We start from the raw sequence: 25,691 nt of genomic DNA on the forward strand, positions 1-25,691 counted from the left end.
TAAAAAACCCCGTCCCAGGACGAGGTTTTAATTTATATATAAGAATCCTTATCCCAAATTTGAGTAAAAAATTCCGTAATAATATGTTCTGTTATTTGTAATCACAAAGCGAAGGTAAGAAATTTTTTTTAATTGAAAGTTAAAAAGTGAAGGGTGAATTTTGTTGATGAAATTCAATTATTTCTTTACAGAAATTATCATTCACTTGTATTAACAAAATTCACCTTTTCACATTCTACAAATAAATTTATGGATTACTGATGATTAAAGTTGACGGAATATCCGATAACCAAAGACTTTTTGTATCAATCAATCCTTTCCAGCTTTTGCTGCTGATTAACATTAAGTCTTGTGATTGCAGGAATTCCTTTTCAATCTTTTTCTCGTTATATAAAGTGATATGATTGGGTGCAACCTGTTCGATGCTTCTGATCAATTCTTTCACCTCGATATTATTTCTGATTTGTCCTGCAACATCAAGAATAATGATTTGAGAATTGTTGTTATTTATTAATCTTTTAGCATATTCCAATAAATAAAAATCACCTAAATTAAAAATTGGAACAAAAACTTTATCGGCAGATTTAAATTCTTTTTCCACCAGTACTCCGACCGGAATATGCGTCTTGTCTAAAATCTGCAATGTAAAATCGTCAAAAGGGGAGTTGTTGAAAATATAGCTTTTGCCTTTTACTGTATTTAAAAGTTTTTCAGGATTAATAATTTTTGTAGTAAATCCGAGTAATCTTCCCAATAAACTTCCTTCATACATAGATTTTCCAAGCATAATTAGAAGTAAATCGTAATTGCCTTTATTTGAGATGCTTGTCAGATCGTTTTCAATATCTGTTGATGCTTTGAAAAGAGTTGTCACTTCCAATTTTAAATCATGTGAAGTTTCTATGACGTTTTTAAACTGTTCGTTTTCATACTCATTAATTTCATACGCGTGCATTTCATCAACAGGAGCAATGTTCATTGCTGTAATGCTTTTATTTCCGTTCATTTTATTGGTGAAATCATGGGCAAGTCTCAGCAACGTGCTTCCTGATTCAGGATTATCAAATGAAAGTAAAACCCTGTATTTAGAATCATTATCCTCATGAGGCTGTTCGAGATCGCTTTTTTTAGATTTAAAAATATAATTGATGAAATCTAAAGCCGGTCCTGTCATGAAAGTGGTGAAAAGTGCCATAATTACGAGCATAGCGAAGATTTCCGGACCCAAGACTCCTAAATCATATCCAATATTTAAAACGATAAGTTCCATCAGGCCTCTCGTATTCATTAAAGCTCCAATTGTTAAACTGTCTTTCCAGTTTATTCCTAAAAATTTAGCCGCTAATGCACTTCCTGCAAACTTACCTAAAACAGCTGTTAAAATGATGAATCCGGCGGTCATCCACAAATGTCCGTCATTTAATAGCCCGATTTGTGTACGAAGTCCTGTAAATACAAAGAATAATGGCAGTAAAAGGACCAAAGCGACATCTTCTACCTTATCAATGAAAAGGGTACGGAATTTTGCATTTTCCGGCATGATAGCTCCTGCCATGAATGCTCCGAATAAAGCGTGAATACCGATAACTTCCGTTGCATAAGCTGAAAGAATTAATGTTAAGAAGAAAATAGCAACCATCGGTTTATTGATTGTATTTTTTCCGGCCTGTAAATCTCCGATTCTTTTTAAAAATGGCCTTACTATTTTAATCATTAAAAATACGTAAGCTATCGCCATGATAATCACGTAAATAGAACTTGCAAAAGAACCCGCTTTTACAATAGCAATTACGGCTGCTAAGATACACCAGGCTGTAATGTCATCTGCTGCTGCACAAGTAATCACAATTGTTCCAAGTTTAGTTTTCTGAAGATTTCTCTCCTGAACAATTCTTGCCAACACCGGGAATGCTGTGATACTCATTGAGATAGCAATAAATAATGCGAAGGAAGTAAACTGAATTCCATCAGGTGAAAATTCCTGGTAAATATAATATGAAAGCCCGATTCCCAGAGCAAAAGGGATAATAATACTTGCGTGGCTGATTACCACTGCATCATGAGCTTTTTTTCTTAAAACACTTAAATCCAGCTCCATACCTACAATGTACATGAATAAGATAAGACCTATCTGGCTCAAAAATTGTAAGTTACCCAACGATTCCTTAGGAAACAGGAATCCGGAAAAATCCGGAAAGTACATTCCCAAAAGTGATGGCCCCAAAACGATACCTGCAATCATTTCTCCGATTACCGTTGGCTGTTTTATTTTCATACAAATCCATCCGAAAAATCTTGCTACCAAAATGATAGTTACGATTTGTGCGAGTAATAATGCTAATGGATGATGCAGATTTGTTTTAAACGACTCAAGAAAATTTTCCCATGTCGAACCATTATTTGTTTTTACAATAATATTTTCCTTTACCTCCAATGTTTGCCCTTCTATGATGAAAAAATACATCAGACACGAAAAAAAAGCTATGGTAACGGTGTAAAAAATAATATTTCTGTATTTCCCCAAATTCATAATTCCAATATTTTAATGCAAAGTTGATGAGAATATAATTATAATAACCAATATTCTTTTTTAAATGTAATAAATGTCATAAATAATGTAATGAAAAATCTATTTGAATGAATATCCTAAACCTATTCCCGTTTTCCATTTTCCATCCTGGGATGAAGTTTTAGGATTATAATACATAGGGACCTGCAATGCAATCTTTTTATAAACTACTGTAAAGCCTGCTCCAAGGTTTGGTGTGACAGCACTGTTTTTAGTTCCTTCCGACTTATCTTCCTTTATCCTGAGGGAAGGAAGCATACCTAAAATAAATTTAAAATCTTTATGTCTTAAACTTACATTTGGTCCTGTAAAATTGATAAAAGCTCCATGATCCACATAGCCAGCCACTGCGATTCCGTCAAAAAAAGATGCTGTGATTTTGGAATCTGTTTCCTGAGAAAAGCAAAGGCCGGATATGAGGATTCCAGCGGCATACAGAAGTTTTTTCATTATAAATCATTTAATCAAGCGCGAAATTACGTAGACTAAATATTTTAACCGGGGAGTTGTAATGAAACGGCGATATTCTGTAGTGAAATAGAAAATTTTTGAAGAATCTATTTTCCAAACATTTCCATTAATGAATGTTTATATGCTTCTCCGATTTGTAGTTTTAAAAAATTCTCGCCATCTATTGAAATGGTTGAAATAATTTCATTGGTTGAGAAAACTTTAATGGAAGATAAAGCGATAATTTCTTTTTTATTGACCTGTGCAAAATCTTTTGCAGGAAGCATTTCCAGAAGGGATTTGAAGCTGAGGTTTTTTAAGACGATGGTCGTTCCGTCATTTAATATAATATCTTTGTCACGGCTGTCGATTTCCGAAGTTTTGATATAAGCAATTTGTTCTGTAAAAATAACCGTTTTACCAATGTTTGTATTCCATTCGATAAATTCTTTTTTCTGGGGAGATTGTACCAATTCTTTTGCTTTTTCAAAAGCCTGGATTAGTCTTTCTTTTTTGATAGGTTTTCTTACGTAATCAATAACATTCAAATCAAAAGCTTCGGCTGCATATTCTTTGTAAGCGGTAGTAAAAATGATTTTTTTTGATCCTGAAATTAGCTCTGCAACTTGCAGCCCGTTCATTCCTGGCATTTCTATATCCAAAATACAGAGATTACAATCAATAGCCTCGATTTCACTTAAAAATATTTTAGGGTCGTTGAATGCTTTTACAACTTCCACGTTGTCAATTTGTTCGCATAGAAGCTTTAAATAGCTGATTGCTAATAATTCGTCATCAAGAATAACGCATTTTATCATAGAATTCTCCTAAATTGATTTTTAATTCCGCCGTGAAGATACCATTTTTTGAGCTTTTTTGAAGAGAGTAATAATTGTTATAAATCATTTTCAGCCTTTGGTCAAGTGATTGGCTTCCAAATCCACTTTTCTCTTTTTCAAGAATGTTTTTCAGGGATGATTTATTGCTTACTTTCATGGTGAATACTCCGTTTTCAAGCTCCATTTGGATTGAAATAAAAGAATCTTGTGCCAAAAAATCTGTGTGTTTAAAAGCGTTTTCAATCAAGTCAACAGAAATTAACGGTGCAAAAACTTTTTCCTCATAAACTGCATCAGATTTATTGATTTTTGATTTAATTCTAAAATCAAAAAGTGGATTTATCTTAATTTTATTAATTTCAATTAGGCTCAAGGCAAAATTTAATTCTTCTTTCGGGCTTACAAATTTATTGTTGCTTTCATATAAAATATAATCCAGAACATTTGCCAGTTTATCCAAAGACATATAGGTCTGATAAGCGTGCGACTGAACAGAGTTTAAAATATTTTTAAATAAATGCGGATTCAGCTTGGTTCCAATATGTTCTAACTGAACTTCATTTAATCTCTGTTCGATAATTTTGTTGGCTTCAGAAAGCTTAGCATTTTTTATCTTAAACTTTTGATTTTGGCTGAATAAATATATACCTACTGTCAGGAAAAAGAAAATAGCAAATACTCCAATGAATATCAGATAGTCATGAATCATGTAGTAATTGCCTTCCATGAGATGCTTATTTAAGCTTTTTTAAGGTATTTAAAGTTGCAGTTTCCTCACATTTATCAAATGTAATTTCGTACGTCGGATTTTCTTTTGGATATACTAAAAGGTAGTCAGGACAAGGTTTCTTTTGTGCATGACTCCTGTCAAAATCTACTTTTCCGTTGGTAATAATACTGTCTTTCAAAAATTTTTCATCTATTTTCAATGTATTCATTTCTGCTTTGAAAGTTTCAGAATACTTAAAATCCTTAGAAAGTGTTTCTGCAATAACACGGCTGTTTGGAAGATAACCGCTGCAGCTTGCACCTTTTTTATTTAAGACAAAAAATACAATGGCAAGCCCCGGAATGAGACCAATTAAGTAGAATTTCAGTTTTTTCATTAGAAAATTAAAAGATTGATATCGTGATAAGTAAGCCCAAAACGGTCACAAATAATTTTTTTCGTATGTCTGCCTTTATACATATAGAGGCTTTGTTTCATTTCATTTTTGCGAACCAGCATGTTTTCGAAACCTCCCTCTTCGTCGTAATTTAAAATATAGGAAAGAAAGAAATTAGAGATAGCTTTTGTCGTTGTTCTCGGCATTCTTGAGGTAAGATTCGGAAGTCCGCAATGGATTACGCCATGTTTGATGATATAAGGATCTTCCATAGTCGTCAATTCAGAAGTTTCGATTACTTTTCCGTTATCGATGGTGATATCGATGATTACACTGCCTTTTTTCATTTTTGCAACCATTTCTTCGGTTACAATCGGTGTCATATTCAGTCTTGGAAGTGCTCCGATAACAACGTCGGCACGTCTCAAAGCTTTGCTTAATTCTTTAGGATCTATGATTGAGGTAGGAACCCTGCTGTCAACAAGCGTATGAAGTCTTCTCAATTTTGAAAGTGAATTGTCAAAAACCCTTACACTTGCTCCTAAGCCGATGGCTGCTTTTGTAGCAAATTCCCCAACGATTCCTGCGCCCAAAATGACTACTTCTGCAGGCCTTACTCCCGTGATTCCTCCAAGCATTAAACCGTTTGATAAAGCAAGTAACTCGGAAGCATATAAAACAGAAACTGTTCCTGCAATTTCACCAATTAATCTTACTAAAGCAAGTTGCTTATATTCATCAACGATAAATTCGAAAGCAATGGCATTGACTTTTTTCTCTGCCAGTTTTAAAAAGTAATCTTTATCTCTTAAATTAATCTGAAGTGCCGAAACCAAATACGTATTCGGTTTCATATAGTCAATTTCCTCTTCTGTAGGAGGATTTACTTTAAGAATTAAATCTTGCCCGAATGCTTCTTTCGGATCGTTTGTAATCTTCGCTCCTGATTCAGAATATTGTAAATCTGTAAAAAATGAACCTTGCCCTGCTCCTGATTCAATAATGATTTCATGCCCATGCTCTACCAAAACCTGTACTGCATCTGGTGTGATACAGGTTCTTCTTTCATTGAGACAGGTTTCTTTTGGAATTCCTATACTGAATTGTTTGCCTTTTTTGATAACCTCCAACTTCTCTTCCTTCGGCATCAGTTCCTCTTCAGTAAAAGGAGTAAAAATATTAGTAGTACTCATCCTTAATTAAATTATGTCTTACAGATAATTATTTTACAATTGAATTCTATAGCAAAGATACATAATATTTAGTCGAATAAAATTTCCCGATTTTCTCCCGTATTAATGATGCTCATCGTGTGGTAGTCAAATCCATAAAGTTCGTCTTCATATACTTCCGGCCATTCAATGATACAAAGAAAAGCATTGTCTAAATACTCTTCTATTCCAATATCATACACTTCTTCAATATTTTTTAAACGGTATAAATCAAAATGATAAACTTTCCCATTTGGTGTATTATATTCATTTACAATTGAATAGGTAGGGGAGTTAACTTCATCTTCGCTTCCCAGGTTTTTAAGTAAAAATTGAGTGAAAGTAGTTTTCCCGGCACCTAAATTTCCTTTTAAAAGGAGAATATTATGTTTTAATTCAGGAGTAATTTGGGTAACTACTTCCTGCCAGTCTTCGATATTTTTTATATTAAACTGCATAAGAGTAATTTCTTGCAAAAATATATAATGAAAGTGATTTCTAAGTCAAAATTTTAGCATATTTATCTATCTGCATCTGACTTCTGATATCCGACTTATCTATAATTTTAGCTATTTTTACAGCATGATTTCTAAACAGACCATTGATAAAATATTTTCCACTATCCGTGTAGAAGAGATTGTGGGCGAATATGTGCAGCTGAAGAGAGCAGGGTCTAATTTTAAAGGTCTCAGTCCGTTTCATGATGAAAAATCTCCCAGTTTTGTAGTGTCACCAAGCAAACAGATTTGGAAAGATTTCTCTACGGGAAAAGGAGGAACGGCGATTTCTTTTTTAATGGAAATTGAGAATTTTACCTATCCGGAAGCGCTCCGGCATGCTGCGAAAAAATACGGAATCGAAGTAGAAGAAGATCAGCGTGAATTTTCCGAAGAAGCAAAAAATGCACAGTCTGAAAAGGATTTATTATATAAAATTCATGAGGTAGCCAATGATTTTTTTCAAAATTTTCTTTGGGAGGCTGAAGAAGGGAAGTCTATTGGTTTATCATATTTTAAAGAGCGTGAATTAAGAGATGATATTATTAAAAAATTCCAGCTTGGATATTCTCCTGAAAAGAAAAATGCTTTTACGGAATTTGCGATTCAAAAAGGATATTCAAAAGAAATTTTAGAAAAATCAGGACTGTCAATTTTCCCTGAAAATGCTCCTAACGGTATTGATCGTTTCCGAGAAAGGGTAATTTTCCCGATCCACAGTTTTTCAGGAAGGGTTTTAGGATTTGGGGCCAGAATTTTAAAAAATAATATCAAAACAGCCAAATATCTTAATTCGCCTGAAACGGAAATTTATCATAAATCCAATGTTCTTTATGGTTTAAATCAAAGCAAACAGGCAATTTCGAGAAAAAATATCTGCCTTTTGGTAGAAGGATACATGGATGTGATTTCACTTCACATGTCTGGAATTGAAAACGTTGTGGCGAGTTCCGGAACTTCCTTAACGACTGAGCAAATCAAGCTTATTAAAAGACTTACAGAAAATGTAACCATTCTTTTTGATGGTGATAATGCAGGTATTAAAGCCAGTTTCCGAAGTATTGATATGTTATTGACAGAAGGCATGAACATTCGTGTCATGTTGTTTCCGGATGGTGACGACCCGGACTCTTTTGCCAGAAAACATCCACAGGAATATGTGGAAAAATTCATCGAAAATGAAGCGATGGATTTTATTGATTTTAAGGCTGAAATTCTTCTTAAAGAAGTGGGTAATGACCCGATTAAAAAAGCAGAAGCCATCAGAGATATCGTAAAATCTGTAGGTTATGTTCAGAATGCTTTAAAACGAGAGGTTTATCTTAAGGAAGTTTCAAATAAATTTGGATTATCAGAGCAGAGTTTGTTTAATGAGCTTGATGTTCAGAAACAGATAACTCAAAATAAAACCCAGCATATTCAGCAGCAGAAGGAAAGTCCTCCTGTGAAAATGGAGATTGTTCCGCTGGATAACGAAAAAGGAGATCCATTTTTATACGAAGTGCTGTTTATGGAAAATAAACTTATCGATCACATGCTTATGTTCGGGGATATTGTTTTAAAGAGAACAGATGACAAGAATACCGAATACCAAATCACTGTAATTGAAGAAATTCTGCATCATTTTAATGAAGAAAATTACGAGTTTTTGGTAAAGGAAAATGAAATTATCATTAATCAGGTAAAAGAGGGAATTCAGAATGACGAGCTGAGAAGCGGAAATTTTTTTGTAACTTTTATGGATGAAGCAATTACAACAAAAGTTGTTGATGCATTGATCCCTTTAGATGAACTGGAGAATTGGGCTTCCAGAAATATAAATCCACCAAATTATGGAGATAAAGTGGCGGAGCAGGTAAAAGGTGATGTTTTACTGCACAAATACAGATATATTGATTATTTAATAAAAGAAACAGCACGCGAACTTGATAAATACAGTAGTACAGATGAAGTAAAGTATTATGAGTTGATACAGAAAATTACTTTATTAAAACAAGCTTCGATGAGGCTGAGCGATATTATTGAATATTCACCTATTAAAGGAATTTATGTCGACAGAAAGAGATAGTTTGCAGACAAACTGATAATAATTAATTATCTTCTGTGACAAAAAGTCCTATAAAATTTTAGGAATAAAAGTTGTAATTTAAACTTTAGAAAAATTAAAATAATACCAATAGAAATATGGACATTAAAAAAGAATTCAGAGATTTCTCTGTAAAACATTTAGGGAACAGCGGTTTGGTAACCGATCAGTATATGGGAATGTATGGTCCAACGAATCTTACACCGTACATCATGGAAGAAAGAAGATTAAACGTAGCTCAGATGGATGTTTTCTCTCGTTTGATGATGGACAGGATTATTTTCCTGGGTACAGGAATCGATGATCAGGTTGCCAATATTGTGACTGCACAGCTTTTATTCTTAGAAAGTGCAGATCCTTCAAAAGATATTCAAATTTATATCAACTCTCCTGGTGGAAGCGTTTATGCAGGTTTGGGAATTTATGACACCATGCAGATCATTAAACCTGATGTAGCTACCATCTGTACAGGTATTGCAGCTTCAATGGGTGCTGTATTGCTTGTTGCAGGTGAGAAAGGCAAGCGCTCTGCACTTAAACACTCAAGAGTAATGATTCACCAGCCTTCAGGAGGAGCGCAAGGAGTTGCTTCTGATATGGAAATCAACCTGAGAGAGATGTTGAAGCTTAAAAAAGAGCTTTATGACATTATTTCTGAACATTCAGGACAAACTTATGAATGGGTAGAAAAAGCCTCTGACAGAGATTACTGGATGACATCTACTGAAGCTAAAGATTTTGGAATGGTAGATGAAGTTTTACAGCGATCAAAGGAAAAGAATTAATTTTCCTTTTAAGAAAAATAATAAAAGCGCATCAATTGATTTTGGTGCGTTTTTTTGTTTTTTAATTAAATTATAAAAATTTAAAACACATTTATTATTCTATTCAAGATCAGTTTACAATCAATACCTACTTTCGCTGCCAATAAAAGTAAATATGAAAAGATTCTATTACCTGGAGAGTTTTATGTAATTGGATTATTTCAATGATAGTGATTTGGTGTAGCAGACGATATAAAAGGATGATGTATATAGTTAATATTCAATAATTAGATTTTGTAAAGAAGCGGCGACATCGTAGATGTCGCCGCTTTCATTTATTAATAGGAACGAGGCTTTAGTCCGTTTATGAAAATTATTTTGAACTAAATTAGTTAAAACCTTCAATGATTTTAGAGAAATCTTCCAGTTTCAATGCAGCTCCGCCAATCAGTCCGCCGTCAATATCAGGTTGAGAAAAAATTTCTTTTGCATTGTCCGGCTTTACAGAACCTCCATACAGGATAGAAACTTCATCCGCTACTTCCTGACCATATTTTGCTGCGATAATACTTCTGATATGAGCGTGGATTTCCTGAGCCTGTTCCGGAGTAGCGGTTTCCCCAGTCCCGATTGCCCAAACCGGTTCGTAAGCAATTACCACTTTCTTGATTTCTTCAGCAGAAAGCGTGAAAAGGGCTACTTCAGTTTGATTTTTTACGACTTCAAAATGCTGCCCTGCTTTTCTTTGTTCGAGAGTTTCACCATTACAGTAAATAGGAATTAAACCTTTATCTAAAGCTAATTTGATTTTTCTGTTGCAGTGAGAATCTGTTTCACCATGATATTGCCTTCTTTCAGAGTGCCCAATTAATGAGCCTGTTACATCAATTGATTCCAACATATCCGCAGAAAGTTCTCCTGTATAAGCTCCACTTTCGTGTTCGCTCATATCCTGTGAAAATACACCGATTTCGTCTTTTTCAAAGATATCTTTCGCCATCATCAGGTATAAAGACGGAGGAGCAATCCAAACTTCGCAGTTTGTCGCATTATTGTTTTTATAGCTTAGTAATTGAATCATTAATTGCTGAGCATCAATTACATTTTTGTTCATTTTCCAGTTTCCTGCAACTATTTTTCTTCTCATAGTTTTATCTGATTATATAAATTACTTTTAATTTTCGGTCATTTGAAATCTGCAAAATCTGCGTGATATTTTTATTTATTAATTCCTTCTAATTTAAACATAAACGTATACACCAAAGCTGTATCTTTCAGGTAATCAAATCTTCCTGAAGCACCACCGTGACCATAATCCATGTCCGTTTTTAATAATATTACATTTTTATCAGTCTTCATATCTCTCAATTTTGCCACCCATTTTGCGGGTTCAAAATATTGTACCTGAGAATCATGTAACCCTGTTGTTGCCAAAATATTCGGATAATTTTTCTTCTCAATATTTTCGTAGGGAGAATAAGATTTCATATAAAGATAAGCATCTTTATTATTCGGATTTCCCCATTCATCATACTCATTGGTTGTCAATGGAATATTTTCATCCAGCATTGTGTTGACAACATCTACAAAAGGAACCTGTGCAATTGCTCCGTTCCATAAATTGGGGCTCATATTCACAACTGCTCCCATTAAAAGACCTCCTGCGCTTCCGCCTTGTGCATAAAGATGTTTCGGTGAAGTATATTTTTCTTTCACCAAATATTCTCCGGCATCGATAAAATCTGTGAAAGTATTCTTCTTTTTCATCATTTTACCGTCTTCATACCACTGTCTTCCCATCTCCTGACCTCCACGGATGTGAGCAATAGCAAATGCAAAACCTCGGTCTAAAAGACTCAATCTTGTACTGCTGAAACTGGCATCCATAGAGCTTCCGTAAGAACCGTAAGCGTAGAGTAGAAGCGGGCTGTTTCCGTCTTTTTTATATCCTTTCTTATAAACAATGGAGATCGGGATCTCAGTTCCGTCTTTTGCTGTGGCAAAGAGTCTTTCCGTGACATAATTTTCTTTATTATAGCCTCCCAAAACTTCCTGTTGTTTTAATAAAGTTCTTTTTCCGGTTTTCAGATCCTGTTCAAACTGAGAACTTGGTGTAATCATGGAAGTATAACCAAATCTAAAATTATCTGTGTTATATTCAGGATTTCCTGATGGATAAACAGTATAGGCCGGTTCATCAAATTTCAGAAATTCTTTTTTACCTGTTTTTCTATCGTAAATCACCAATTGAGATAGCCCATTTTGTCTTTCACTGAAAACAAGGTAGTTTTTAAACTCACTGATTCCTTCCATCAACACATCTTTTCTGTGCGGAATAAAATCTTTCCAGTTTTCAACTCCTGTTTTATCCAAAGGAGCCTCCATTACTTTAAAGTTTAAGGCATTTTTATTGGTCGTAATTAAAAATTTATCTTCAAGAGGAGTTATGTCATACAAAACATCTTTCATTCTCGGCTGGAAAACTTTAAATGTTCCGTTAGGTTCATCGGCTTTCAGGTATCTTGTTTCAGAAGAAGTGGTCGCTCCTGAATAAATCATGATGAATTTTTCGTTCTTTGATTTTCCGACCCCGATATAGTTTGATTTATCTTTTTCTTCGTATACCATGACATCTTTAGCAGGATCAGTTCCTAAAGTATGTCTGAAAATTTTCTCTGTTAAAAGTGTTTCTGGATTTTTTCCTGTATAGAAAATGGTTTTGTTGTCATTTGCCCAGGTTGCAGATCCTGTTGTATTTTTGATACCTAAATCCGTGGTTTTTCCTGTAGATAAATCTTTTAAAACTAATTTATACTGTCTTCTGGAAACATCATCTACACCATAAACCAACTTCGTATTGTCCGGACTTATGCTGAAACCCGAAGCCGAATAATAAGGATGTCCTTCAGCCAATTGGTCAACATCCAGAAGAATTTCCTCCGGCGCGGTAAGGCTTCCTTTTTTTCTGCAATATTTAAAATACTGTTTCCCTGTTTCAGTTCGCGAATAATAATAATATCCATTTTTGAAAACAGGGACAGATTCATCTTTTTCTTTAATTCTGGCTTTCATTTCTTGGAAAAGCCTTTCTCTGAAAGGTTCCGTGTCTTTCATCATACCTTCCCAATAGTTGTTTTCTGCCTTTAGGTAATCAACAACTTTGGCAGAATCTTTTCCTTTTTTGAAATAATCAATCATCCAGTAATATGGATCATTCACTTTATCGCCATGTATATCTCTGATATGTTCCTGTTTTTCAGCAATCGGAGCTTTAAGATCAGGGAACTTTTGAGACTGAAATGTAGCTGTACTCATTATTAGTAGTGACAAATAAAATTTTTTCATGGTTATATTGTATTTAGCTTAATCCAGTTTCCAGAGATTCTTTAAAAGCTTGTAGAAAGTATGTTCTTCATCAGTGACTACATTGTCAGCTTTTATTAAGCTCTTAGCAAATTGAGAAAATTTTACTCGTTCGTCTTCCGTAGAGTCATCATGAAAACAGCGAGCATGAAATTCAAAATGATCTTTCCATTCTTCAGGCTGCAGTAGAGCCAGCGTTTCCAATTCGTTATCAAGATTCATTCTGAAAGGGAACTCATCTGCCAAATATTGTTGAATAAGCATTCCTTCTTCCGGTGAAAACTCTCCGTCTACGGATGAAAGAATCATTAATAAGTGATAACCGGCGATGGATTTATTTGATTTTTGCATTAAAATAAGTTTATAATTTAAAGTGTAGTGTTTTAAAATTGAGCTGATTTCTAATTGATGAAATCTTTTGCAGGCTGTTTGTTTACGATAATTCCATTTTTTAGAATTAAAACAAACGGGTTACTCCTTGCAATAGTTTTGATGGCAGTTCCGTCCATCATTACATTTTTGATTGTTTTAAAAGTATTCGGGTCAGTTGAAACTCCATAAACGAGAGCATCTTTCTGAGATTTAATCTTGTTTTCAACTTTTTGAATCAATTCGGGAGAAACATCTTTTGGGTGATAAGAAAAAACTAAAATTGCTTTTGGAGCTTTGATAATTTCATCTGTAAGTTCCATTCCGGAAGGATCCTCGATTTTAAATTTCACAATTTCAGATTTATACCCTTCTTTTACCAGAACAGATTCGTTTTTTCCTTCCTCGATTTTCCAAGGCGAGCCTTCTTCCCAATATTTTGTTTCTTTGATATAATCGTCCTGATTTACCTTTAAAACTTCTCCTGTTTTCTGATTTTTCAGGGAATAAAAAGTTTTGTATTCTGACGGATTTTTAGCGATTTTTTCTTTTTCAGCTTTCAAATCTGTCCCGATTTTATAATCACGGAAATCGATAATCGGTTCCTGAATAATTCCGTGAACCATAATGTAAATCATTGCTGCTGAAAATATTCCCAAAAGAATATATTTGAATTTATTTGAAGATTCCGTTTTCTCACTGAAACTGTAATTATCTTTCTTCTTAAATTCTTTTCTGTAAAGGATAAATAATAAAATCAGCCCTGCCAAAAGCACGACATCTTTGATGAAACTTTGCCAGGGTGTAAATTTAATAGCATCCCCAAAACATCCGCAATCCGTAACCACATTAAAATACGCGGAATAAAACGTAAGAAATCCAAAGAATATACAAAGTGCAATCAATGCGGAAAGAGTGAATTTTAGTTTTAATTTTAATAAAAGCATGAAACCAAGCAAAAGCTCCAGTATTACTACAATTACCGAAAAAAGCAAAGCAAATTTTTCAAAAAAAGGCATATTGAAAACAGTGGGAGAGAAGTATTCTTCCATTTTGAAGGAAAAACCAACCAAATCCACAGCTTTTACAAATCCTGAAAGGATAAAAATAACGGCAATAACAAAACGTAATAAACCTTTGATCATATTAAATAGTTTTGGGTTCGAAATTGTTTTCTTTTTCGGAAAATTTTATAAGGCAGAAAACAGAATAATTCAGCATATCAAAATAGTTGGCATCTAAACCTTCGGAAACAATGGTAACACCTTGATTATCTTCAATTTGTTTTGTTCTTAGAACTTTTTGATAAATCAAATCTGTAATAGAAGAAATTCTCATATCTCTCCAGGCTTCACCGTAATCGTGGTTTTTCCTTTCCATTAAAGCTTTGGCTTCGTTGGAATATTTGTCGTAAAGGTTTAAAATCTCTTCTGTATTTTCGTTAAAATCATTGGAAAGGCCTTTCTCAAGCTGAATAAGTGCGATGATAGAATAGTTGACAATAGCAATGAACTCACTTTCTTCGCTTTCATCCACCATTTTTTTATCAGTCATTTGCAACGTACGGATTCTGTTGACTTTAATGTAAATCTGATCCGTAATTGAACTTGGCCTTAAAACCCTCCAAGCTGCACCGTAATCTTTCAGTTTTTTGCTAAACAAATCACGGCACTCACCTATAACTTTTTCGAACTGTACTGATGTTTTCAACATAAATTCTCTTAATCTTTCAAATATACGAAATTTTGTGTTTGACAAGAGTTGTAAATAGGAGAGTTTGAGAGTTTAGAGTGGGAGATTTGTAGGTTTTTTGTTTTACTTTTGTAAAATATATTTCAACTTATAATTCCAATAATGTTTAATAATAAATCATCCAACCCTCAAATTCTCAAACCTTTTCACTCAATCAATTGTAATGGAAGATTAGTTGAATTAAACACTCCGAAAATCATGGGAATCCTGAATCTTACACCGGATTCTTTTTCTGACGGAGGACTGTTTAATAATGAAAAATCTGCATTGCAGCACACTGAAAATCTTATTAATGATGGTGCTGAAATCATTGATATAGGCCCGCAATCTACGCGCCCAAATGCCGAATTTTTAAGCAGTGAAGAAGAAGTCAGAAGAATCGGGAACATGATTTCTTTAATCAAGAAAGAATTTCCGGAAACTTTAATTTCTTTAGATACTTTTTATTCGGAAACCGTAAAGTTTGGTTTTAATGAAGGCATTGATATTGTTAATGATATTTCCGGAGGCCAATATGATGATAAAATGTATCATACAGTCGCGGAAACAAAACTTCCTTATATCTTAATGCATGTAAATCCTTCTTATGAAGTGATGCATGATAAAATAAAATTTGAAGATATCACACTTTCGGTTAATCAATATTTTTCTGAAAAAACAAACGAACTGCTGGAAAAAGGGATAACCGATATTATTTTAGATCCGGGTTTTGGTTTTGGAAAAACAGTTGAAGATCAAATGAAGATGATTGGTGAGGTTCAATATATCGGTTTTGAGAAATTTCCTTTATTAATCGGGATTTCAAGAAAATCATTCATTTACAAGCCTCTAGGGAAATCCCCATTGGATATTAACGACGAAACGCAGAAACTTCATATAAAGGTTTTACAGCAAGGTGCAAAAATTTTACGGGTTCATGATGTTGCAGAAACGAAGAAGACAGTTGATGAATTTTTAAGAACGAGCCTTTCGAAAATTTGAATGATTTTTGTTAACTTTCAAAAACAAATATATAAATTTGTCTAAAACAAAGATATGAGCGTAGGAACGAATCTTAAAAAATTACGAAGTAAAATCAGGGCATATTCCTAAGCTTGCAGATATTTTTGGAGTAAAGATTGAAGAACTTTTTGAAAGTTCAAGCAGTAGTATTATCTCTATTAATAATGACAATTCTTCAGGTAACCAAAATGGCATCATTATTAATCTTTCGGATAAAGACACTGCAGAAAAATTAAGTGAACAAATTCAGGAACTTATTAAAAGCCTGAAACAAAATTAGATAAAATTTTATTTGTTAAATATTGATCCTCACAATTTTTTTGTGAGGATTTTTATTCAAATGGTTTTAATTCCAAAGGGTTGTTATATCTCTTTTGTTTTCTTTTCATCATATCATCAAACTGTTTTCTCATTTCCCCTTGTAAAGATGGGATTGCAGCTGAAGTGAATTGAACATTAAATGATGCCTGTAAATATTTATTTTTTGGATAATTCTTAAAAGCGTTTAAGTTGAAATCAAATTCTTCTTTAAACTTTTCAACTTTTGTTATTGTAAAATGATAGTCACCTCTTGTATCATATAATTCAAAGATTAGTCCGGGTAAACCAGTAAATTTATAAGGACCTAGAGATTGGGGATATTCTTTAGAAAAATAAGCAACCCATCTTCTTCCAAATTTATTGGTTGTTGCCATTTGGCATCTTACCCCGTTTATTATTTTAATGTCTCCATAAAGAACCCATTTCAAATCAATCTTTTCCTGATACCGTATCTTGCTGGAAGTGACTGTTAAAAAAGTATTGGTAATGCCGTCCTTTTCAATTATTCTTTCTTTAAAATAATCACTTATTGCTCCTACATCAACTCCTTGCATTTCGTATTGTCCGGAATCATTAAGGTAGTTTTGATTAGCAGCAAAATAATAATCCTGAGAATTACCTATTAATACGAATTTTTGATCCTTTTTGAATTTTTCTCCCAAATTTAAAGTAGAGTCGTAGTAAGCTCTTATAGATGGGATAAAAGAGATTTTTTGCCCAAAAATGAGGATATTCACTAAAACAAATCCTAAAAATAATATTCTTTTCATATAATATTCAAATATTAAGGCTGCCGTTTGAGCAGCCTTTGTAATTTTTAATTAAAAGTTACACTTGAAGGATAATTACCACATTCATCCGCATTTGTTTCGGCAATCCAAAGAGCCATATCAGACTGACTCCAGTTGCCGGTAAATGTAGTAATGTGCCTAACTCCACAAGTCGACGTCCATGCTGCCTGAAGGGTTGTAGCAAAAGCCATAACTGAAATTCCCATCATAGCACAAAATAAAATTTTCTTTTTCATTTGTAAAAAATTTAATTGATTAAACTTTTACAAACATACAACGCTAACCAAAAAATTATAGTATAGAAAATTATACAAATTTTGTTGAATTTTCACAACATGTAGCTGTAGTAAGGTGTTGTAAATCAAAAGTTTAATATATTTTGCTTTTAATGGTAAAAATTTAAATGGAGAATAATATTTTAACGAAAATTTTCAACTTTTTTAGGAGACCCGGGAGGGACAAATATTTACATTTCGTTGAAAATCTAATAAAAAAGCTGAGTAAAAACTCAACTTTATTTTAATTCAGGTTATTCAATTTATCGGTAAACTGTTTTGAAAATTCTTTTCTGTCGTCTTCTAACTTTTCCTGTGTTGAAGGCAAAAAATAGTTGAAAAGTATTTTATTTTCATTATCTAAAAAGATGAGTTCTTTTTCGTTTCCGTCAATCATTTGTGAGAAAATTTCCCACATCGGAGTATCTTTTAATTTTAATAATTCAAAAAACTGTTCTGCTTTTATTTCTATTTTCTGCATGGTTAAAAATCTAATAATTTTAATTTAAACTGAATCGCAAAATTTTGCTTAAAATTCGGAGTTGTATAATACCCTACTCTATAAAATAATCCTAAATTAAAGTAGCTTGAAAGGAAATTATTCCATTCCAAACCTACTTCCTGATACAAATGGTCAAGCTTTCTGAATCTGAAATCATGATATTCCGGATGTTTCATATTTCCGATCGTTCCTCTTAAAACAAAGTCAAAACTTGAAACATTTTGCCCGAAACTTTTAAAATATAAAGGAAGCTTATGAGTAACATAATAAGCTACAAATTTATCATTATAATATTTTCCCCCTTCCAATGTTGCAAAGCCAAGATAGGAAGTGAGATTAAAATTAAAATCTTTTCTTGAAGATGCTAAGCCATTCATTGTAAAGTTTTTCCAAATCGGAGCTTCACCCAAAACGATTCCGCCATACAATCTGAGACCGGTATTCCCCAACATTGTTTTGAAATTGTGCAGGAAAAGTAAATCAAAACGTGAATAATTAAAATCTCCACCCAAGGTTTTATAGCTCTGTTCGTAATTGAGGTAAATTTCCGGAAATTTCTGGTCAAGCAATGATTTTCCCTGTGGAGTCATAATATTGGTAGAATTCGGAGAATATTTTAGAGTAAATAACGTACTGAAATTATCAAAAGATGCACCTCTGTTTCTGAATGAATAATCAAACATGGCTTCCTCAAGATTTCTTCTCGTTGCAAAAATTAAAGTTAAAGCATTGCTAATATCATTGTTATAAGATAAGGATGCTCCTCTGAAGTGAAAATACCTATCGTTATTGATATTATTTCCATAATTCATTGTACGCATTTTAAAGCTCCAGAGTTTTCTGTAAAACTCACCGGAAGCAGTCACATCATTATAATATTCAGCCCTGAAATATGAATTTTTTTCCAAAGTTGTCTTCATATCAAGCCCGATTCCGTATTTCCATTGATCATCCTTGAAGCCGTAAGCAAAATAATAATCGGGAGAAAAATAAGGATTGAAATTTTCATTAAGTTTAGCTTTTAAACCTACTCTGAATCCCTCATATAAGTTATAGTTTACCACTTCATCGATGGCAAAATCCAAACTTCCGACCCTGATTTGTCCGTTCAGCAATCCGGATAAAATCTGAGCTTTACTGTCAATATTATATTTCCTTCCGAGGCTGTCAATTGTTTTGTAAGTGTTTCTTTCCCGGTCCGTTAAAGGATCTGTACGATATAAATTCAAACTTTTTCCATCGGCACTTTTTACGGAAAAAGTATAGCCTTTAAAATCACTTTTATTTTCTTCAATAGGCGAGATGAAATCAAAATATCTGGAAGTAAGAAAAGCATAAGTCCCAAAACTGGTCCTGTTTTTTTTCTGCTCCGGATGCTCTTTATCATCTTCCTGCATGGCCATATTACTCATCTTCATTTTTACGGTTTCTTGGGCTAAAAACCATTTATCGTTGAAATAAGTCCACGTACTGGTAATAATTCCGTCGTTTTTAGTTTTACTGAAATTTTCAATCTTTTTTACACCGTAGGTTTCGGTATCAACATAAATTACTCCGTTATACTTTCTTTTTTTATCAGGCTTTTTAAAATTAACCTCACGGAAACGGATGACGAAATTTTTTCTTCCGTCAAGTGTAATCGTATCAGTAAGGAAAAATCTGTAAAGACCTCGGTTTTCCTGTTTTAACTGATTTGGGAGCTTATCTCTGTTGCTCTGTTGAAGAGCAATCATTTCGTAAATAGGTTGTCGCAGACCGGAGATTCTATTGTCTAGAATATTAATTTTTTCACCGTATTTTTGAGAATACAAAAACTCCTGAGCTCTTTCCCACAAGAAGAGTTTACTGTTTGCGAATATTTTTTTGGCTGAAACGTTATTTAGTGAATCTTTTTCTCTTTTCTTTTTTAAAATACTCGCATCGTTAAAAAATTTATTAAACTGAGAAATACTGTCTTCATCAATGTCTAATGAAATTTTTTCATAAGATTTGTAAGCATATGAGCTTAAACTTTTAGGTGAATTTTCTTTGAATGACTGATTGACTCTCTTTAAAATTTCTAATGCTCTCGGGTCGCTTTTATCTTCAATGACAACAGCTTCAATGTTTGTAACTTTTGATTGTGAAAAACCAAAAACAAACGCGCAGAAAAATATAATCAGTAAAAACCCTTTCATGTGAAAAAACTATGTCAAAAGTAATAATATTTATTCTCCCGGGAAAGTTTTGTTCATTGATATTAATATGATTTGTAATTGGAATTATCTTTCAATATAAAGGAAAAACTCCCTGAATTACCGGGAGTTTTTTATATATGAATTTAATGTTGATTAAAGGGACAATGCTTTTTGATAAGCATTTTCCAACCCATCAAGATTTTTTCCTCCGGCTGTAGCAAAACCAGGATTTCCTCCTCCACCACCTTGGATTTCTTTTGCTAAATCTTTTACGATAGCTCCAGCCTGATAACTTGAAGCTAAATCATCAGAAACTCCAACTGTAATCATCGGCTTTCCGTCTGCATCAGAAAGAATAACCGTTACAGAAGTAGGAATTTCTTTCTTCAGCTGGAACACCAAATCTTTTACAGAACCTGCATCCAAAGAAGTTTTCTTTACTAAAAGCTGTTTGTCGCCTTTTTGCTCGTAAGAGTTTTTCCACTCACTGATTTCTCCTTTAGCCTTTTCTTTTTTCAAAGCGTCAACTTCAGATTTCAATGATGCATTTTCCTCGATCAATTTCTCGGTAGATTTTACAACGTCTTTAGATTTTAATAACTGGGAAAGTTCGATGATTTGTTTTTCTAAATTTTTAAAATATTCTTCGGATTTATCACCCGAAATTGCTTCTATTCTTCTGATTCCCGCAGCTGCAGAACTTTCGGAATTGATTTTAAAATGACCGATTTCACTGGTGTTTTTTACGTGTGTTCCCCCACAAAGTTCTTTTGAACTTCCGAATTGGATCATTCTTACACTGTCACCATATTTTTCACCAAATAAAGCCATTGCCCCTTTGTCAATTGCTTCTTTGATTGGGATATTTCTGAATTCCTGTAGCGCAATGCTTTCTTTGATTTTTGCGTTCACCTTCTCTTCAATCAAAGCCAATTCTTCCTCAGTCATTTTATTGAAATGCGAGAAGTCAAAACGAAGATAATCAGGCCCAACGTAAGAACCTTTCTGCTCAACGTGAGTTCCTAAAACATCTCTCAAAGCTTCATGTAAAAGGTGGGTTACAGAGTGATTAGCCTGAGAATTTTTTCTGTCGGTTGCATTTACCTTAGCATAGAAAACCGCACCCGCATCTTTTGGAAGACCATTGATTAAAGAAACAACTAATCCGTTTTCCTTTTTTGTTTCTAATACTTCAAAACTTTCAGTTGCATTTTCAAGAACACCTTTATCGCCAACCTGTCCACCACCTTCAGGATAGAAAGGGGAGTTGCTCAACACAACCTGATAAAATTCACCGTCTTTATTTTCGACTTTTCTGTATCTTGTAATATATGTTTCAGTTTCGATTTGGTCGTAACCTACAAAATTTTCCTCTCTTTCTTCTAACGTTACCCAGTCGTATACTTTCTGTGCAGAATCAGCTTTTGAACGTTGTTTTTGCTCATTTAGAGCAACTTCAAATCCTTTTTCGTCGATGGTTAGCCCTTTTTCTTCAGCGATAATTCTTGTCAAATCATCGGGAAAGCCGTAAGTATCGTATAATTCGAATACTTCTTCAGTTGGTAATACTTTAGACTGAGCAGCAATCGTCTGCTGAATCAACTTTTCAACTCTGATTAATCCGTTTTCAATCGTTCTTAAGAAAGATTCTTCTTCACTTCTAATAACTTCTGAAACTAATTTTCCTTGTTTTTCCAATTCCGGGAAGAATTTACCCATTTGTTCCTGAAGGACAGCAACCAATTTATAGAGGAAAGGTTCTTTCATGTCCAGGAATCTGTAAGAATAAGAAATTCCTCTTCTCAAAATTCTTCTGATTACATAGCCAGCTCCCCCGTTTGAAGGCAATTGCCCGTCTGCAATCGCAAAAGAAACCGCTCTGATATGGTCTACCACAACACGGATTGCGATGTCTTTTTCTTCTTCTAAAATTCCGGTGTATTTTTTTCCTGAAAGTTCTTCAACTTTAGCAATTAGCGGAGTGAAAACATCAGTATCATAATTGGAAGATTTTCCTTGAAGTGCCATACAAAGACGCTCAAAGCCCATTCCGGTGTCAATATGTTTTGCCGGAAGGTTTTCTAAGCTTCCATCCGCCTTACGGTTATATTGCATGAAAACGAGATTCCAAATTTCCACCACTTGAGGGTGATCATTGTTCACCAATTCAAGTCCGGAGACTTTAGCTTTTTCTTCTTCACTTCTTAAATCCACATGGATTTCGGAACAAGGTCCACAAGGCCCGCTTGCCCCCATTTCCCAGAAATTATCTTTTTTGTTTCCGTTGATAATTCTGTCTTCAGAAATTACAGCTTTCCAATAATCATAAGCATCCTGATCTCTATCTAAATTTTCGGAAGCATCTCCTTCAAAAATCGTTACATACAGGTTTTCTTTCGGAATTCCATAAACTTCCGTTAATAATTCCCAGGCAAAAGCAATAGCATTTTTTTTGAAATAATCACCAAAAGACCAGTTCCCCAACATTTCAAACATGGTGTGATGGTAAGTATCTCTACCTACATCATCCAAATCGTTATGCTTTCCCGAAACCCTCAGGCATTTTTGTGTATCGGCAATTCTTGGGGCAGCAGGTGTTTTGTAACCTAAGAAAAAATCTTTGAACTGCGTCATTCCTGAGTTGGAAAACATTAAGGTGGGATCGTCTTTCAGCACGATAGGCGCAGAAGGAACGATAAGGTGGTCTTTACTTTTAAAATAATCTAAAAATTTCTGACGAATCTCTTGTGATGTCATAATGATATATATTGCTTTGCTTTTTACAAATTTTTGATAAGATGCAAATTTAATGTTTTTAGCTGATTTAGTTTTAAATATTTAATACTTTTGGAAAGATTTGTTTTAATAATTTAAACATTTTTAAGAGCTATTTCCCGCTTTCCGCACTCGCTATTTTTTGATTTTCGGGCTGCGGCGGCTTTGCCGCCGCAGCCCGAAAATCAAAAAATGAGCTCAAACAAATGCTGCAATCAGGGCTAGTGTTACAGTCGCTTCTTCAATGTGTTACAATTTAATCCAGTGTTTGCAGATTATGGTAAAACAAAACTTTGTACTTTTCCTTTTAACTTATTATATTCGTGATTATCTGAAAAGATAAAAGTGGAATATGACAAAAAATGAAACAATCAAAAACTGGATAGAACAGTACTCGGAATCATTACTGAGAAGGGCGGTTTATCTGCTTTCAGATAAGGTGGAGGCGGAAGATATTGTTCAGGAGGTTTTTATTTCTGCTTTTTCGTCGTATGATAATTTTGAAGGGAAAAGTCAGCCGCTGACTTGGATGATGACTATTTTAAATAGAAAAGTTGCTGATTTTTATCGCAAAAAATATAAATCTGAACCACAAATAAGGTTAGACCATTTTTTTGATGAAACCGGTTCGTGGAAAAATGATGATATCCTCAATGATTGGAACGCTTCCAACAAAGAAACTGAACTTCTAGATGATAATGATTTTAATAAAACATTGGAAAATTGTATGGAAGATTTACCTTCCAGATGGAAGATTCCGATGAAAATGTATTATCTTGAAGAAAAAAAGGCATGGGAAGTGAGTCAGGAATTGAATATTTCTACGACTAATCTTTGGAAGATTCTGCAAAGGAGTCGAATACAGTTGCGAGAGTGCCTGGAATTTAATTGGTTTGCAAAATCATAATTGAAAAAGATGCTAAAAAAACTAATACATATTATCTTTTTACCATGCAGCGAAGCTACTTTACTCATGGAAAAACGCAATGCAGAAAACATTTCTCCAAAAGAGAACCGGAAACTTTCTCTGCATTTAAAAATCTGCAAATGGTGCAGAGCCTACAAACAAAAACTAGAGATTTTGGATGATATCTTAAAAAGAAAACTCTCTCAGGAAGAAAAAAATGAAATTAATGATTCTGAAATTCAGAACTTTAAAGAAAAAATGTTTAAAAATTTAGATATTTAATAAAAATTGTGTCAGGATTTTGAAATGGTTCCGACTATACTTTTGAAAATAATAAAGTAATAATTCAAAATCTTACAAAAATGAATGGAACTACATTACCAGTTAATCAGGAAAACCAAGCGGGCAAGATCGGCTATTTTGTTTCGCTTTTCGGAGCATCACTTATTTTACTTTGGATCGGAATTTTCAAATTCACACCAACTGAAGCAAATGCTATCAGACCTTTAATCGAAAACCATTTTCTTACTTTTTTCGTATATAATTTTGTAAGCGTTCAAGCAGTGTCAAATGCTATCGGAGTGATAGAAATTATCATTGCTTTACTTTTGCTGTTTAGTGTGAAATTTGCATTTCTAGGAAGGTATGCAGCTATTGGAATGATTGTCATTTTCCTTACCACTTTGAGTTATTTATTGACAACTCCGGGAATCTGGAAGGTGGTAGACAGTATTCCGGTGACAGATTTTTTTATTCTGAAAGACTTATTGTTTTTAGGATTTGGTTTAATGCTTTTAAATGGGAAAAATGAATATAAATAAAAAGATAAAAATGAAAAATATATTAATGTTACTCAGTGTAGTCTTGGGAATAGCAGTTTTTGCAACCAGCTGTGGAGATTCATTAAAAAAGAAATCTACAGAAAATAAAAAAGAAAATGAGACAATTATGGACAATAAAAATGTAAAAGAAGTTTATTTTGCAGGCGGATGTTTTTGGGGGACTGAACACTTTTTTCAGCAAATTCGTGGAGTTGTGGGAACAGAAGTGGGATACGCTAACGGAAATAAAACTAATCCTACTTATGAAGAAGTTATAAGCCATACCACAGGTTTTGCGGAAACGGTAAAAGTGAAATATGATCCGGAACAGGTAGATTTGAAATTTTTAATTGATTTATATTTTAAAACAATTGACCCAACGAGCGTCAATAAACAAGGAAATGACAGGGGAGATCAATACCGTACAGGAATTTATTCAACAGATAAAGATACAGAAGCAATCATAAAAGCCGAAGTTGAAAAATTATCTAAAAATTATAATAAACCAGTTGTCGTAGAAACAATTCCTTTGAAAAATTTCTATAAAGCAGAAGATTATCACCAGGATTATTTGGATAAAAATCCGGGAGGATACTGCCACATCGAGCCGGGGCTTTTTGAAATGGCAAAAAATGCAAACCCGCTTCCGAAAGCAAAATATCAGAAGCAGGATAAAAAAGTTTTAAAAGAAAAATTAACTTCAGAACAATATAGAGTTACGCAGGAAAATGCGACTGAAATGCCTTTCAAAAATGAATATTGGGATGAAACCCGCGAAGGAATTTATGTGGATATTACAACCGGAGAACCCTTATTTATCTCAACAGATAAGTTTGAATCAGGTTGTGGATGGCCAAGCTTTTCAAAACCGATTACCAAAAAACTGATTGACGAAAAATTAGACAAATCAGCCGGAATGACAAGAGTCGAAGTAAGAAGTAAAACGGGAGATGCACATTTAGGACATGTTTTCAATGACGGGCCGGTGGATAAAGGCGGACTTCGTTATTGTATCAACAGTGCTTCCTTGAAGTTTATTCCGAAAGCGGAAATGGAAAAAAAAGGTTATGGCGAATATATTTCCCTGCTGGATAAAAAGTAATTGAAAAAAGGT

24 protein-coding genes are annotated in these 25,691 nt (G+C 33.7%); 7 read left to right on the forward strand and 17 right to left on the reverse strand.

Annotated features, from left to right (window positions below):
- Positions 1 to 247: 247 nt before the first annotated feature.
- The 7 genes from ACM39_RS04440 to tsaE form a co-directional block, all read right to left on the reverse strand.
- Positions 248 to 2,530 (reverse strand): cation:proton antiporter, encoded by a 2,283-nt coding sequence (locus ACM39_RS04440; RefSeq protein ID WP_228377056.1) that lies wholly within the window; start codon positions 2,528 to 2,530, stop codon positions 248 to 250.
- 99 nt (positions 2,531 to 2,629) lie between these two features.
- Positions 2,630 to 3,019 (reverse strand): hypothetical protein, encoded by a 390-nt coding sequence (locus ACM39_RS04445; RefSeq protein WP_048509811.1) that lies wholly within the window; start codon positions 3,017 to 3,019, stop codon positions 2,630 to 2,632.
- A 107-nt stretch (positions 3,020 to 3,126) separates the two neighbouring features.
- Positions 3,127 to 3,837 carry a LytR/AlgR family response regulator transcription factor gene (locus ACM39_RS04450; protein WP_048509812.1) on the reverse strand — a complete coding sequence of 237 codons (711 nt, stop codon included), beginning with the start codon at positions 3,835 to 3,837 and terminating at the stop codon, positions 3,127 to 3,129.
- Positions 3,815 to 4,585 (reverse strand): histidine kinase, encoded by a 771-nt coding sequence (locus ACM39_RS04455; RefSeq protein WP_082140518.1) that lies wholly within the window; start codon positions 4,583 to 4,585, stop codon positions 3,815 to 3,817. Before ACM39_RS04455 ends, ACM39_RS04450 begins: the two co-directional genes overlap by 23 nt.
- A gap of 7 nt (positions 4,586 to 4,592) precedes the next feature.
- Complete coding sequence (locus ACM39_RS04460; protein ID WP_048509813.1) at positions 4,593 to 4,964, reverse strand: hypothetical protein; 372 nt, start codon at positions 4,962 to 4,964, stop codon at positions 4,593 to 4,595.
- The gene (locus ACM39_RS04465) at positions 4,964 to 6,157 is read right to left on the reverse strand and encodes an alanine dehydrogenase (RefSeq protein ID WP_048509814.1); all 1,194 of its coding nucleotides are present in this window, start codon (positions 6,155 to 6,157) and stop codon (positions 4,964 to 4,966) included. Before ACM39_RS04465 ends, ACM39_RS04460 begins: the two co-directional genes overlap by 1 nt.
- A 68-nt stretch (positions 6,158 to 6,225) precedes the next feature.
- Positions 6,226 to 6,633: a tRNA (adenosine(37)-N6)-threonylcarbamoyltransferase complex ATPase subunit type 1 TsaE gene (tsaE, locus tag ACM39_RS04470; protein ID WP_048509815.1), complete on the reverse strand. Its 408-nt coding sequence runs from the start codon at positions 6,631 to 6,633 to the stop codon at positions 6,226 to 6,228.
- Between the two features lie 124 nt (positions 6,634 to 6,757).
- On the opposite strand from tsaE, the gene dnaG reads away from it, so the two are divergent.
- Together dnaG and clpP are read left to right on the forward strand one after the other, a co-directional pair.
- A complete protein-coding gene (gene dnaG / locus ACM39_RS04475) occupies positions 6,758 to 8,740 on the forward strand; it encodes a DNA primase (RefSeq protein WP_048509816.1) in 1,983 nt (660 codons plus the stop codon).
- Positions 8,741 to 8,856: 116 nt separating this feature from the next.
- Positions 8,857 to 9,543, forward strand: coding sequence for an ATP-dependent Clp endopeptidase proteolytic subunit ClpP (gene clpP, locus ACM39_RS04480; protein ID WP_048509817.1), 687 nt, complete (start codon positions 8,857 to 8,859; stop codon positions 9,541 to 9,543).
- A gap of 367 nt (positions 9,544 to 9,910) precedes the next feature.
- On the opposite strand, the gene tpiA is transcribed toward clpP, so the two are convergent.
- From tpiA to ACM39_RS04505, 5 genes are all read right to left on the reverse strand, one after another.
- Positions 9,911 to 10,669 carry a triose-phosphate isomerase gene (tpiA, locus tag ACM39_RS04485; RefSeq protein WP_048509818.1) on the reverse strand — a complete coding sequence of 253 codons (759 nt, stop codon included), beginning with the start codon at positions 10,667 to 10,669 and terminating at the stop codon, positions 9,911 to 9,913.
- A gap of 71 nt (positions 10,670 to 10,740) precedes the next feature.
- A complete protein-coding gene (locus ACM39_RS04490) occupies positions 10,741 to 12,867 on the reverse strand; it encodes a S9 family peptidase (RefSeq protein WP_048509819.1) in 2,127 nt (708 codons plus the stop codon).
- An 18-nt stretch (positions 12,868 to 12,885) separates the two neighbouring features.
- The gene (locus ACM39_RS04495; RefSeq protein ID WP_048509820.1) at positions 12,886 to 13,236 is read right to left on the reverse strand and encodes a TerB family tellurite resistance protein; all 351 of its coding nucleotides are present in this window, start codon (positions 13,234 to 13,236) and stop codon (positions 12,886 to 12,888) included.
- 50 nt (positions 13,237 to 13,286) lie between these two features.
- The gene (locus tag ACM39_RS04500; RefSeq protein WP_048509821.1) at positions 13,287 to 14,399 is read right to left on the reverse strand and encodes a BT_3928 family protein; all 1,113 of its coding nucleotides are present in this window, start codon (positions 14,397 to 14,399) and stop codon (positions 13,287 to 13,289) included.
- Position 14,400: 1 nt separating this feature from the next.
- Positions 14,401 to 14,967 (reverse strand): DUF1599 domain-containing protein, encoded by a 567-nt coding sequence (locus ACM39_RS04505; protein ID WP_048509822.1) that lies wholly within the window; start codon positions 14,965 to 14,967, stop codon positions 14,401 to 14,403.
- Positions 14,968 to 15,108: 141 nt separating this feature from the next.
- Here ACM39_RS04505 and folP point away from each other — a divergent pair, with 141 nt between their 5' ends.
- Positions 15,109 to 15,987, forward strand: a complete 879-nt coding sequence (gene folP / locus ACM39_RS04510; protein WP_048509823.1) for a dihydropteroate synthase — start codon at positions 15,109 to 15,111, stop codon at positions 15,985 to 15,987.
- Positions 15,988 to 16,340: 353 nt separating this feature from the next.
- Here folP and ACM39_RS04515 read toward each other — a convergent pair whose 3' ends face one another.
- The 5 genes from ACM39_RS04515 to alaS all read right to left on the reverse strand — a co-directional run bounded on the left by ACM39_RS04515 (position 16,341) and on the right by alaS (position 22,831).
- Positions 16,341 to 17,099 (reverse strand): GLPGLI family protein, encoded by a 759-nt coding sequence (locus tag ACM39_RS04515; RefSeq protein WP_048509824.1) that lies wholly within the window; start codon positions 17,097 to 17,099, stop codon positions 16,341 to 16,343.
- Between the two features lie 47 nt (positions 17,100 to 17,146).
- On the reverse strand, positions 17,147 to 17,329 hold the full coding sequence (locus ACM39_RS04520) for a hypothetical protein (protein ID WP_131701408.1): 183 nt from the start codon (positions 17,327 to 17,329) through the stop codon (positions 17,147 to 17,149).
- A gap of 310 nt (positions 17,330 to 17,639) precedes the next feature.
- Entirely contained in the window at positions 17,640 to 17,876 is a 237-nt protein-coding gene (locus tag ACM39_RS04525) for a hypothetical protein (RefSeq protein ID WP_048509826.1), read from the reverse strand.
- A gap of 2 nt (positions 17,877 to 17,878) precedes the next feature.
- On the reverse strand, positions 17,879 to 20,074 hold the full coding sequence (locus tag ACM39_RS04530) for a hypothetical protein (RefSeq protein WP_048509827.1): 2,196 nt from the start codon (positions 20,072 to 20,074) through the stop codon (positions 17,879 to 17,881).
- Between the two features lie 153 nt (positions 20,075 to 20,227).
- Positions 20,228 to 22,831: an alanine--tRNA ligase gene (gene alaS, locus ACM39_RS04535; RefSeq protein ID WP_048509828.1), complete on the reverse strand. Its 2,604-nt coding sequence runs from the start codon at positions 22,829 to 22,831 to the stop codon at positions 20,228 to 20,230.
- Positions 22,832 to 23,201: 370 nt separating this feature from the next.
- Here alaS and ACM39_RS04540 point away from each other — a divergent pair, with 370 nt between their 5' ends.
- The 4 genes from ACM39_RS04540 to msrB all read left to right on the forward strand — a co-directional run bounded on the left by ACM39_RS04540 (position 23,202) and on the right by msrB (position 25,679).
- On the forward strand, positions 23,202 to 23,756 hold the full coding sequence (locus ACM39_RS04540) for a sigma-70 family RNA polymerase sigma factor (RefSeq protein ID WP_048509829.1): 555 nt from the start codon (positions 23,202 to 23,204) through the stop codon (positions 23,754 to 23,756).
- Positions 23,757 to 23,765: 9 nt separating this feature from the next.
- Entirely contained in the window at positions 23,766 to 24,038 is a 273-nt protein-coding gene (locus ACM39_RS04545) for a hypothetical protein (protein WP_048509830.1), read from the forward strand.
- An 80-nt stretch (positions 24,039 to 24,118) separates the two neighbouring features.
- Complete coding sequence (locus ACM39_RS04550) at positions 24,119 to 24,577, forward strand: DUF417 family protein (protein ID WP_048509831.1); 459 nt, start codon at positions 24,119 to 24,121, stop codon at positions 24,575 to 24,577.
- Between the two features lie 10 nt (positions 24,578 to 24,587).
- Positions 24,588 to 25,679, forward strand: coding sequence for a peptide-methionine (R)-S-oxide reductase MsrB (gene msrB / locus ACM39_RS04555; RefSeq protein ID WP_048509947.1), 1,092 nt, complete (start codon positions 24,588 to 24,590; stop codon positions 25,677 to 25,679).
- Positions 25,680 to 25,691: the final 12 nt, after the last annotated feature.

The organism is Chryseobacterium sp. FH2, assembly GCF_001045455.1.
Lineage (GTDB): Bacteria > Bacteroidota > Bacteroidia > Flavobacteriales > Weeksellaceae > Chryseobacterium.